At 43.4% G+C, this 12,621-nt stretch carries 8 protein-coding genes and 1 pseudogene; 2 read left to right on the forward strand and 7 right to left on the reverse strand.

Going from position 1 to position 12,621, the window contains the following annotated elements:
• Positions 1–19 precede the first annotated feature (19 nt).
• A complete protein-coding gene (locus KKF75_02990) occupies positions 20–1,369 on the forward strand; it encodes a peptidoglycan DD-metalloendopeptidase family protein (GenBank protein MBU4381160.1) in 1,350 nt (449 codons plus the stop codon).
• Positions 1,366–2,583, forward strand: coding sequence for a hypothetical protein (locus KKF75_02995; GenBank protein ID MBU4381161.1), 1,218 nt, complete (start codon positions 1,366–1,368; stop codon positions 2,581–2,583). Before KKF75_02990 ends, KKF75_02995 begins: the two co-directional genes overlap by 4 nt.
• A gap of 88 nt (positions 2,584–2,671) precedes the next feature.
• On the opposite strand, the gene KKF75_03000 is transcribed toward KKF75_02995, so the two are convergent.
• From KKF75_03000 to KKF75_03030, 7 genes and pseudogenes are all read right to left on the reverse strand, one after another.
• Positions 2,672–3,463 carry a DUF362 domain-containing protein gene (locus tag KKF75_03000; GenBank protein MBU4381162.1) on the reverse strand — a complete coding sequence of 264 codons (792 nt, stop codon included), beginning with the start codon at positions 3,461–3,463 and terminating at the stop codon, positions 2,672–2,674.
• Positions 3,464–3,470: 7 nt separating this feature from the next.
• Positions 3,471–3,704, reverse strand: coding sequence for a hypothetical protein (locus KKF75_03005; protein ID MBU4381163.1), 234 nt, complete (start codon positions 3,702–3,704; stop codon positions 3,471–3,473).
• A 223-nt stretch (positions 3,705–3,927) separates the two neighbouring features.
• Positions 3,928–4,395 (reverse strand): 30S ribosomal protein S7, encoded by a 468-nt coding sequence (gene rpsG, locus KKF75_03010; GenBank protein MBU4381164.1) that lies wholly within the window; start codon positions 4,393–4,395, stop codon positions 3,928–3,930.
• Positions 4,396–4,397: 2 nt separating this feature from the next.
• The gene (rpsL, locus tag KKF75_03015; protein MBU4381165.1) at positions 4,398–4,823 is read right to left on the reverse strand and encodes a 30S ribosomal protein S12; all 426 of its coding nucleotides are present in this window, start codon (positions 4,821–4,823) and stop codon (positions 4,398–4,400) included.
• A gap of 19 nt (positions 4,824–4,842) precedes the next feature.
• Positions 4,843–8,553: a DNA-directed RNA polymerase subunit beta' gene (rpoC, locus tag KKF75_03020; GenBank protein MBU4381166.1), complete on the reverse strand. Its 3,711-nt coding sequence runs from the start codon at positions 8,551–8,553 to the stop codon at positions 4,843–4,845.
• Positions 8,546–11,842, reverse strand: coding sequence for a DNA-directed RNA polymerase subunit beta (rpoB, locus tag KKF75_03025; GenBank protein ID MBU4381167.1), 3,297 nt, complete (start codon positions 11,840–11,842; stop codon positions 8,546–8,548). The genes rpoC and rpoB overlap by 8 nt, the downstream gene beginning before the upstream one ends.
• 116 nt (positions 11,843–11,958) lie before the next feature.
• Positions 11,959–12,621 (reverse strand): annotated as a pseudogene (locus KKF75_03030) (virulence RhuM family protein).

The raw sequence follows: 12,621 nt of genomic DNA on the forward strand, positions 1-12,621 counted from the left end.
ACCCCCAAAGGAGGGCGGAATGGACGACTGGGAAGAGATCTTAAGCCTTAAGTGGCTCCTGTCCACCGCCCTCCAATCATTTGCTATCGTTGCGACAGTTTGCGCGATGGCATTGGTTGCGGGGGCGGTTTTAGTTTTCGCCTTCCTATTTGACAAAACTGGGGGGGCGATTTGGGATGTACTGCTAAAGGAAGCGGGAATTTTTGTCCCGCGTGTTGTCTGCACGGAAGTAGAAACGCTGACGGCAGTGGGAGAATCCTCATATGAATTTCAACAGAACTACGATGGTGGTAGTGAGGATAGCGCATGGGCGCTTCTTCCCGCTGGAGTTCAACGCTGGCGCGGTCTTCTGGAAGAAACGGCTCTGCGCCACGGCTTTGACCCTCTGATGTTCGGGGTCATTGCCACAATTGAGAATCCTGCCGGTAACCCCACCGCGGGATCCTGGGCGGGCGCCCAAGGGTTGGTTCAAGTGATGCCGTTCAACTTTACGGCTAACGAAACCGACCACTTTGATCCCGCGACAAATCTGGAGGCGGGAGCGAGAGTCTTTGCTTCCTGTCTCCGTCTGGCGGGGGGAGATTTCCGCTTGGCGGGCGCCTGTTACAATGCAGGACCCCGCATCCTGCGGATGAACCTTGCCAACTGGTTTGCCGAAACTCTGTTATATTATCGCCGCTCGGCGATATATGACGAGATTCGGCAAGGTAGGACTAACACGCTAGATTCATGGCTGGGAGGTCATGGGGGCGCTGTCATGGCGTCAGGAGCGGAAGCTCCGAGCGCGACAGGCGCTACTACCCAAACCTCCCAAGTATGCAAAATTTGTCTTGTTCCCAACCCCAATGACGGACTGCTGGGGTTTTTGGGAACAGCGTTGGAGCTTCTGGGGTTGGGACCTTCCAGTCCCTGCTCCGAAGTCTCGGCTTCAACATATCAATCCTCTGCCACAGTGGTGGCGGGGGGGAATGGCAGTTGGCGCTATCCGGTGGAGGGCGCCACGGTATCGGACGGTCCGTGGCACAAAATCCCAGCGCTGGATTTTATGGTCTCGCTGGGAACACCGGTGGTGAGCGCCCACACGGTTCCAGCAACCGTGGAATACTCTGGATGCAACAATGCCGGAGGATACGGATGCTGGGTTCTGCTGATGCACGACGACGGTAAGTCAACCGTCTATGTGCATTTGGACGAGAGTCTTCCTGTCAAGACCGGCGATCGGGTGGATGCGTCCACTTTGCTTGGCCGGGTCGGTTTGACGGGAAAAACCTCTGGACCCCACCTGCACTTCGAGGTGCGGGAAGGGTTGTATAACCATATAGATCCCGCAGAAGTGTTCGGGGAGATTGGAAAAGGAGGTCTAAAATGATGGTAGAGAAAGGTCAAAATCCTCCTCTTGAAGAGGATGAGAAGGAGGAGCAGACTGGGTCGCGCAAGCGAGGGATTATTGGGTGTCTTGTTGCTCTAGGCATCCTTATCCTACTCTTCGCCTGCGTAGCGGGGGTGATCGTTGCCGTGGGGAGGCGAGCTGTGGATGAGATAAAGCCTCAACCCACACCCGCACCTACCCCTCAACCCCTCCTTGTCTTTGGGCAATGCGAGGGGAACAGCCCCCGATGCGCCCAAGGCGGAAGCGGGGTATTCTTCCCGGGAAACCCCAAAAGGGTCAACTCCTGGGACGCGCCCCTCCAGTTCTGGGCCGAAACATCGGCTCCAAACGGCGGGACACAACAACGTCCAGTGGGAAAGCTTGTCAAAAATACGGAAGTATATGAGACAGGGGATCCTGTGAACGGGATGCAACCGGTTGAATGGGTAGTCAAGATTCCCGAGGGGCTGATGGCAAAGCCCCAAAGAGATTGGGAAGTCCGCTATGAGGAAGTGGCAGATTTTCCCACAGAGGATCAGCTCGACGAGGTTAGGGATTGGTTGCTTGAGGGAATCAGTTCCTACGAAGTTTTGGACAAATCCCTGATCGACCCACCCTACAAGTACGGTTCAGAGGGAGATGTGATGGCGGTTGGAAGTTGGAAGTCCAGCCGAAATTGGTGGCTCGTCTCCTTCCGGGGCTGGGTGGCGGTTGGTTTGGGAGCAGTGATCGTACCAACCCCCGAACCTACCCCAACGACAGTCCCGGTTCCAACGGAATTGACTCCGGCACCTACTCAAGCCCCTGACTGCCCGGTCTGTACTGGAGGAGCGCGAAGGGATCCGACAAATCCTTGCGGGCAGGTGTGTGACAACACCTACTACCCACCCGCCCCAGCGCCAACGACAAGTGTCTGCACCCCGGGACACTTGGAGTGGATCAAGAGCCTTGACGAGGTCTGGATTTATGAGACCTCAACGGGGCAAAAACTTTGGAGTTTGTCGGAGTTTCGGATTCAGATGTTCAGCGTCGGTCTCATCTCGGAGGATGAGACCCTTACCCCCGTCCCCACAGGCTCGAAAGAGGCTCTGCGGATAGACAAGGGTGGATTGCCCGTGGACAGGACGAACGGATATATCGAAATATCCGGATCGGTTCTATCACGGAGAACGAATGAAAGACGAACCTGGTGCCATGAGGGATACTGGAAGTGACCTTCCAACTTCCCATGGCGCCACTGGAAGCGGAGGAAATCTTGGGCTAGCACAGCCAAGGTCTTCTCCGCTTTTTTTATAACAAAATTTAATAAATCCCAAGTTCTATTGCAGTTTTAATTTGGGGAATGTCGGTGGGGATTTTAATGTGAGAAAGACTATTACCTTTAAAGCTTTGGATAATTTTTACCCCGGCGCAATCAATTGCCACCCTTCCAGTTGATGCCAAAAGCAAATTTGGTTCCCTTATTTCCCCCTCTGTAGGTCCTCGGGTGATAAAACATTTTCGAGCGTCCATAATTACCAAGTCTGGCTTGATAACAGTATTGATTAAAGCGACTTTTTCTTGCAAGTTTTTAAGATGCATTCTAATGCGCTCTATTGGTTTAACAAAACCAACTGTTAGCTTTAACGCCCCAGTGTACTGCGCCTGTTTGTGAGTTTTTAAACAGGGAACATAAATTATCTTATCGGCTTTAGTTACAATTTCTGGAATAGAAACGCTTTTTAGAATTGGGGAGGAGATTGCGGATTTAACCCATCTCCCTTCCTCAAAAACATACATTCTTGGAGGAGTATCCGAATTTAATAACTCGAATACCCCCTTCTTTTCCATAATCTTTCGCGTGTTTAAAGTAACTGTAGAGGAATCGCCAATGGCAACAAGTTTTGCCCCATGCTGATACAATAGTTCGGTAAGACATTTTAAAAATTCCACATCGGAGGAGGCGGGAAAGGGGTCAGCGGTATTAAAATTGGGTTTAACAAAGACTACATCTCCTGTGCTGATAAATCTCTTAAACCCACCAAGCTCTTCAACCAAGTTGTGGATGGATTCTTTTAAATTAGCTTTGGGAGTGATTTTTACAACTTTTATCAACAGACAATCAATGAATCGGTCTAACCTGCATGACACTCGCGGAAACAGCATCCTGCGTACTTAACCATTGGGATTTAATACCAACTACCCAAGCTAAAAGGGCAAAAAACAAAAAAAGCAAGCTTGTGACCAGAATTAATGGCACTAACTTACGACTGTTAAACGGCACCATACTTTTAGCCTCGCGACTTGCAACAGCACGCCTTTTTACCGTTGCCCGTTTGGTTTTTTTAGTTTTCATATATTTTGGGGGCAAAAATACTGATAATTACTAATGGGTAGATATTCCCACTGGAGTATTTATGCTGTCAAGCACTTCTTTTTTAGTTGGTAAATTTATCCTCCGTCGCCTACGGCTATAGTTGTTGATTACTAACATTATTCTAATTCCCTTTGAAGTCAACGGCAAATTCAGAAATTAATCGCATTCTTGGGTAAATATATAAATAATGGGAGTTGTGTCATTACCATTTAAAATGTGCAAAGGCTTTGTTGGCTTCTGCCATTCTGATAGTATCTTCTTTCTTTTTAAAGGCGGCGCCTTCTTTTTTAAAAGCCAACTGAATTTCATCGAGCAATCTTTGAGCCATAGGCTTGCCTTTTTTATTACGAGAAATCTCCACCAACCATCTAATTGCCAACGCCTCGGATCTGTCGTGGCGCAAAGGAGCTGGAACCTGATAAGTTGCTCCTCCAACCCTACGACTTCTGACTTCTTGAGCAGGCATTAAATTTTTGATCGCCTCTTCAAATTTTGCCAGCGCCTCCTTTTTGTCTTCAGACAAGCCTGCGATTGCGATGTAAGCAATTTCTTGGGCAAGGCTTTTTTTACCCCCTAACATCATCCGAGTGATAAGTCTTGTGACTACCTTGGATTTATAAACGGTGTCTGTTTCTAAAATCTTTTTTATTGGTTTAGACGATCTTGACATGATTAAACTTTCTTAACTCCCGCATCTTTTTTGGTTCCGTAATGACTTCGAGAAGTCTTGCGACCAGAAACTCCTGCTAAATCAAATTTGCCTCTAACAATTGTGTACTTTACACCCGGCAAATCCTTAACCCTACCACCACGAACCAATACTACGGAATGTTCTTGAAGCGCGTGACCTTCCCCCGGAATGTAGGCAGTTACCTCCTCACCATTAGATAAACGCACTCTGGCAACTTTGCGCAGTGCCGAGTTCGGTTTTTTAGGAGTCATTGTCTTAACAATAAGACATACCCCTCGTTTAAAGGGACTGGCTATTTTTTTCTTTTTGCGATGCAAAGATGAATAAATAACCTTCAACGCTGGTGTTGCCTTTCGAACCTTAATGTTTTTTCTTCTTTTTTTGACTAACTGGTTTATTGTCGGCATAATCGTATATTATAACTCATTATTCCAGTCGTGCACGCTCTCCCACTGGAATTAATCTACCGATTATTACATTTTCTTTGAGACCGAGCAACTTATCAACCGCGCCAACCGAAGCGGCATCGGTTAGTACTCTACTAGTGTTCATAAAGCTCGCAGCCGCCAAAAAGCTATCGGTCTCCAGTGACGATCTTGTAATACCAAGCAATATTAAATGCCCCTCTGCCATTTCCCCACCCTCTGCTGCAACTTTAGAATTTTCTTCTTCAAACCTATCTTTGGTAATAACTTCACCCTGCAAAAAAATTGTGTCGCCAACTTTATCCACCTCTACCTTATTAAACATCTGCCTTACAATTACCTCTAAATGCTTATCGTTTAGCTTAACACCTTGCGATGTATAAACTTTTTGCAAGTCTTTTACAATATAATTTTGCGTTTGCATTACCCCAACAGCGTTTAGAAGCTCCCCCAAATCTAAACTCCCTAGTGTTAAGGGCTGTCCTGCCGTGACTAAATCGCCTTTTGCCACAATAATTTCCGAAACGGGATCTACATTGTAGCAAACTTCGGAAATATCAACATTCTTTGTCGTCACCTTTACTGTAAGAGTCCTTTTTCCATTCTTATCCTCCTCTAGCGATACCCGACCAGAAATTTCGCTCATGATAGAAAGTGATTTGGGCAAACGAGCCTCTAAAATTTCTTCTACTCGGGGAAGCCCTTGTGTAATATCCTTTCCTGCAACACCACCTGTATGGAATGTTCTCATAGTAAGCTGGGTTCCCGGCTCGCCAATAGACTGCGCCGCCAAAATTCCAACAGGAACGCCTATCTTTACCACCGCCAAATTAGTTAAATCCTCTCCATAGCACTTTTGACAAATCCCATGACTGTACTCACAAGTTAAGGGAGAGTAAATTCTAATGTTGTCAATCTCCAGCAAATCTATTTGCTTGGCGATACTTGCCGTTATAAGCTCTCCTTTTTTAATGAGCGTTTTTCCTTTATGCTTAACAGTCTTGGCAACAAACCGACCCTTTAATTTATCTGCCATGGAGGCGAGTGGCACGCAATCGGCTCGCGAAATTTCTCTGTACTTTTCGGTTCCGCAAAATTCGGTTCTTATAATTACATCTTGCGCCACATCGACAAGTCGGCGAGTAAGATACCCCGCATCGGCGGTCCTTAATGATTTATCGGTAATTCCCTTGCGAGAACCTCGGGATCCCGCAAAATATTCAAACCCCGAAAGACCTTCTTTGTAATTTCCTTTAATTGGCATTTCAATAATTCGTCCCGTAGGATCAGCGATAAGCCCTCTCATTCCAGCAATCTGTCTAATTTGCACTCGTGAGGCTTTTCCAGCACCGCCCGATTTAAGCATATATTTAACCACATTCTTATCGTCCAACATTTTCCAGGTAGCATCGTCAATTTTTTCGGTAGTCTCTTGCCAAAGAGCTTGTAGCAAACTCTTTTGTTCTTGTCTTGTAATAAGACCTCTTTTGTAGTTCAAGTCAATTTCCTCCGCTTTCTTATTAGCAACATTAAGCATTAAATCCTTATCTGGAGAGGCTTTAAAATCAAACAGCGAAACTGACAAACCCGACTTTGTAGCGTATTCGTATCCTAAATTCTTGACCGCATCAATAAATTCCACAGTAATCCTAGAATCTTCAGATTTTAATACTTTATCAAATAAGTCGCTTAGCGAAAGCGTGTCTTCCGAGGCGCTTTTTCCAACGCTACTATTAATATATCCCAAAGATTGAGGAATCTGCTCGTTAAAAATTACCCTTCCCGCAGTGGTTTCTAGAGTCTTCCCATTTATGTAAACATTTATGAGTTGTTTAAGAGTTATTTTTTTATTATCCAAAGCCAGCAACACCTCATCTACACTCCCGAATGTTCCAGAGTGTTTTTTAGCCTCGGTATCTATTGTTGTTAGGTAATAGACACCTAAAATCATATCTTTTGCTGGCATGGCAATAAATTGACCATTAGAAGGTTTGAGCAAGTTTTTATCTGCCAACATTAAATCTTTTGCCTCATCAATAGCTTCTTTAGATAACGGCAAATGCACAGCCATCTGATCCCCGTCAAAATCGGCATTGTAACCATCACAAACGCAAGGGTGAATTTGAATCGCGTTGCCATCAATTAGCTTGGGATAAAAGGCTTGAATTCCCAATCGATGCAGTGTTGGAGCGCGATTTAAAAGTACGGGTCTTGTTTTGGCAAGGGACTCTACAATATCCCAAACCTCGCCACCTCTTTCTTCTAAAATATATTTGGCGCTCTTTACATTGGGAGCAAGCCCGCGAAGCAAAATTTCGCGAAGAACTAAAGGCTTTAAAAGCTCAATTGCCATTTCTCTTGGAATACCGCATTCGGTTAGGGCAAGTTCGGGACCCACAACTATAACCGATCTTCCCGAATAATCTACCCTCTTTCCCAGTAAATTCTGCCTAAATCTTCCCTGCTTTCCCTTTAACATATCAGAGATTGAACGCAAGGGTTTTCGGGTAGTCCTTAGAACCCTAGATGTGGATCTTTGCTTGGAAGAATCAATCAAAGCGTCCACCGCCTCTTGCAACATTCTTTTCTCGTTGCGGACTATAATTTCTGGCGCCCCCAAATTTAGTAACCTTTTCAGTCTACTATTACGGTTGATAATTCTTCGATAAAGATCATTGAGATCGCTTGTGGCGAACCTACCACCCTCCAGCTGAACCATAGGACGCAAATCTGGGGGGATAACAGGTAAATGTTGTAACACAACCCAAGTTGGGCTAATACCAGCGTGTCTAAAACCCTCCAACACCTTTAATCTTTTGGTGAGTTTAAGTTGCGCTTGACCCTTTGTCCGTGTAATTTTGGCTTTAAGCTTTTTAATATCCTCCACCAAATCTATTGCATCCAAAATATTTTTTATTGCTTCGGCCCCAATTTCTACAGTACAAAACTGATCCATGTAGTATGCCATATCTAAATATTCCATGTCGGTTAATACCGTAAATCGCTTGATGGAGGAGAGTTTTTTATCTAAAATCGAAAACTTATCTTTTACTTCGTCTTGACGAGCAACAACTTTCTCGCGAATTTGGGCTACCTTTTGATTAGCTTTTAAGGTAATCGCCTCAATTAAAAGCGCTTTTTTCTGTTTATCTTTCTCTTTAACTTCTTTTGCCACCTCTGCTTTAAGCAATGCAATTTGGGCCTCGGAATCTTCTAAAACCTTGCTCTTTTCTAGCTCTAAATCTTTGCTAAGAGTAGAAATTATGGACATCTTTTTATCGCTGTCTAATGAAATTACAATGTATGACGAAAAGTAAATTACCGCTTCTAAACTTCTAGGCGAAATATCTAAAAGCAATGCCAGTTTTGAAGGTATCCCTTTAAAAAACCAAACGTGGGCAACGGGAGAGGCAAGGGTTATATGCCCCATCCGTTCTCTTCTAACTCGGGAATGAGTTACCTCCACGCCACATTTGTCGCAAATTACCCCCTTGTAGCGAATTCTTTTATATTTTCCGCAATAGCATTCATAATCTTTTGTCGGTCCAAATATTTTCTCGTCAAAAAGACCGCCCTTTTCGGCTTTAAAAGTTCGGTAATTTATTGTTTCAGGCTTTGTAATCTCACCAAAAGACCAGTTCTGAATATCATCGGGCGAAGCAACCGATATTTTTAGGGAATGAAAATCTTTTAGTCTAGATAATTTATTCATGAGATTTGTCTTCTAAAACTACTTCTAATTCCACAACTTTTGGTTTTTTGCCGCTTTTTTCGGATTCTACAACAGCCTCTCCCGGAACAATGCCCGCAAGTTCTACTTCTTCTACTTCCTCTTGGCTTTCTCCAACTGTTTCAATATTTAGACATAACCCATTAAGCTCACGAACTAAAAGTTTAAACGATTCGGGAATTGCCGCTGGTGGGATTTTTTCTCCTTGTAACATCGCCCTATAAGCAAGTGTTCTTCCTAACATATCGTCCGATTTGATGGTGAGCATTTCCTGAAGAACATGCGCTGCGCTGTAGGCTTCGAGAGCCCAAACTTCCATTTCTCCGAACCTTTGACCTCCAAATTGAGCCTTTCCACCCAATGGTTGCTGGGTAATTAAAGAATAAGGACCTGTGCTCCTGGCATGCATTTTGTCTTCCGCAAGGTGATGAAGTTTTAGAACATATAAACTACCAACTACAATACGAGTGTCAAAAGGCTCGCCTGTGCGACCGTCGTAGAGTACAGTTTTTCCATCGGTGGGAAGATTGGCATCTTTTAAAGCTTTAATTAGATAACTTTCGTTAAATTTACTAAACACGGGAACTTTATAGTAATTACCAGTCTTTTGAGAAACCCACCCCAAATGGGTCTCTGGAAGCTGGCCAATATTCATTCTTCCAAGAAGAGATGCTGGGTGTAAAATGATGTCTGCAGCAACCCCTTCTTGAGTAAAAGGCATATCTTCTTCTCGGGCGATTAGAGCAATAACCCCTTTTTGACCCTGCCTTCCAGTAAGTTTATCCCCCACCACAATTTTTCTTCTTTGGGCAACAAAAACCCTAATCTCGCGAACAACTCCAGTGGGCAACTCGTCGCCTCTTTCTTTGCTTAACTCGGTTACACTAATGACTGTTCCGTATTCGCCGTGAGGCAAAACCAAGGAATTATCTTTAACATCGCGAGATTTTTCTCCAAAAATCGCCCGCAATAGCCTTTCTTCGGCAGAAAGTTCGGTCTCCCCTTTGGGAGCAATTTTTCCAACTAAAATATCGCCCGACTTAACCTCGGAACCAACCGCAACAATACCATTTTCATCCAAATTCCTAAGCGCCTCCTCCGAAACATTGGGAATATCGCGGGTAATTTCTTCGGGACCAAGTTTAGTTTCCAAAACTTGCACCGAGTGATCTTTAATGTGAATAGAGGTTAAAATGTCATCTTTTACCAAACGATCCGAAATAATTATGGCGTCCTCGTAGTTGTACCCATGCCAAATCATAAAAGCAACTGTAAGATTTGCCCCAATTGCCATTTCTCCATTACTAACCGCTGGACCCTCGGCAAGAATAGCACCTTGTTTAACTTTTTGACCTGTAACTACATTAACCTTTTGGTTGTAGCAGGTATCCATATTAGATTGCACAAATTTTTGAATTTTATATTCTACTTTCTCTTTGCCTTTAAAAACAATCCTTTCCGCATCAGCATATTCTGTAACACCAGCAAACGGAGCTTCTATAATTGCACCAGAATTTTGGGCAACAATTCCCTCCATTCCAGTTCCAACAAACGGGGCTTGAGGAGAAATTAAAGGCACAGCTTGCGTTGCTTGCTGACATCCGTATAAAGCTCTAATAACATCCGTGTTCGAGATAAATGGAATTAGAGATGCGGCAACTCCAACAGTCTGTTGAGAATTTATATCCATGTAGCTTGCCATGGAAATATCCCCAATAAAAAAATCTTTGCCTTTCCTTAAAGGAACACGCGTCTCGGAAATTTTCCCGTCACGGGAAACAACCGCAGAAGCATCGGTAATGTAATACTTTTCTTCGTCGTACGCGGCAAGATACTCAACAGTATTAGTTACTTTGTAACTTCCTTTCCCATCAGCAACAATTTTTCGGTAGGGGGTTTCTAAAAACCCATACTCATTAACCCTAGCATATAAAGCAATATAGGTAATAAGTCCAATATTGGGACCCTCCGGGGTTCTCACGGGACAAATTTTTCCATAGTGTGTGTAGTGTGCATCTCTTACCGAAAAGCTGGCTCTTTCTTTGGTCAAACCACCAGGTCCCATCACAGAAAGCCTGCGCAAATGATCAAGGCCCGTAAGCGGATTAGATTGATCTTGGTACTGACTTAGTTGCCCCGAAGCAAAAAAGGAGTGAACCTTGGCAGAAACTGGGCGGGTCGAAATTAATGCTCCCGGTTCACAAAGCTCGCCTCTAGGTTGCAAGGACATTCTTTCTTTAATATTGCGTTCCATTTGCAAAAATCCAATTCTAATTTGATTTTGCAATAGCTCTCCTACAGAACGAACCCGCCGATTTCCCAAATGATCAATATCATCAAACTCTTCTCCCAAGTTGCGATTTAGAGCAATAATTTTTTCGACAACTTTAATTAAATCTTCTTTGTGCAAAAGCCTACCTTCAGGATCGTTGGCAAAGGTGGTTCCCAATCTTTGATTAAATTTAAATCGCCCAACTTTGCCCAAACTGTATCTTCGGGGGTTAAAAAACATTGTTTCGACCAGAGTCTTAGCATTATCCAAAATTAAAGGCTCACCAGGACGAATTTTGCGATAAATTTCGATTAAAGCCTCGTCATAATTAGATGAGGGATCTTTTTCTAGAGTATTCTCGATGTAAGAAACTTCTGAACCTTTTTCGGCTTCGGCAAATGCCTCACGGATTTGATTGTCAGTTTCTAATCCAAATACACGTAAGAGCGCCGAGAGAACAACTTTTCTCTTGCGATCTATTTTTACAGCCAAAACATTATTTTTAAGGGTTTCTATTTCAAGCCAAGCGCCATTTTTGGGAAGAAGTTTGGCAGAAGCTAAAGGTCTTACAATTCCTGGGTATTCCAAAGGAACAAAATACGCTCCTTCGGAGCGTGTTAGTTGGTTTACTACAACCTTTTCGATTCCATTAATAATAAAGGTTCCCTTTGGTGTCATTAGGGGAACTTCCCCCATATAAATTTCTTGGGTTTTGGATTTTTTGGTTTCTTTTTCAAAAAGTGTGGTCTTTAAATACCAGGGGGCGCTGTAAGTCGTTCCCCTATCTATAGATTCTTGAATGGTAATTGTAGAGTTGTCAAAACGGGGATTGGCAAAACTTAAAACCCAGCCTCTGCCTGTATAGTCTTCTACATCGTTAATCTCTTCTAAAATATCGTTAACACCGCCTTTTAAAAAAGCGTCGTAGGACTCCAATTGAATGGCTGATAAGTTTGGCAAGGGAAAATCAAAACCTTCTTCAGAAAAGCTGAGGCGCATTATATTATTTGATAATTTCAATCAATTTTTAAACAGATACAAAGACCAATGTTAACCTGGCCTTCTACTTCTACCTTGCTTAACCTTGGGAGTCTATCACAGACAAATTCCCCCTGTCAACCATTAGAATTTTTTCTTTTGAGAAGTTTTTTTACTTCACGATCAAAATCAGAAATATAGTTTTTATCTTGCACTATTCGATAATTTTCATACCCCGATAAGGCAAGTTCTTCGGCAACTTCGTGACTAATTTTTCCGGAGTTTGTTAATATTTCGTATTCGCTAAATTTTAAAAAGGAATTAAGTTTTTCTATCCAATCTTTCATGGTCATTGCACGACCTCGCACCGCTTGCATTTCGGCATAATCTAGGTACATGTTACCAATACGATTTAGATGCTCTAATTCCTTTTTACCCAAGTAATTCTTGGCAATGATTGATTGTATCACTCGGCATAATTTTCCCTTGTGGAGATCGTCTCCAAGAGGTTAACCCCATTTTTTCCTTTTCGCTACTTACTCTTTCGTAAATTATTTCTGCTGCAGTTTTTCCTGTAATAGCAAAATGAAGTTTGTTTTGCACAGTAGCAAAAAATTGCTTGGTAATTTCTTCGTTTGGATTGTAATCGGCACTACATTGAGCATAGATATCAGTAACTTTTTGGTAAAATCTTCGTTCGCTGGAACGAATGTTACGAATTCTAGCCAACTGCTCTTCAAAATAATCTTTCCCAAAAATATTGTTAGGGTTTTTTAACCTCTCGTCATCCATAGCAAAAC

The sequence above is a fragment of the Patescibacteria group bacterium genome (assembly GCA_018896215.1).
In the GTDB taxonomy this organism is placed as follows: domain Bacteria; phylum Patescibacteriota; class WWE3; order 0-14-0-20-40-13; family 0-14-0-20-40-13; genus JAHINB01.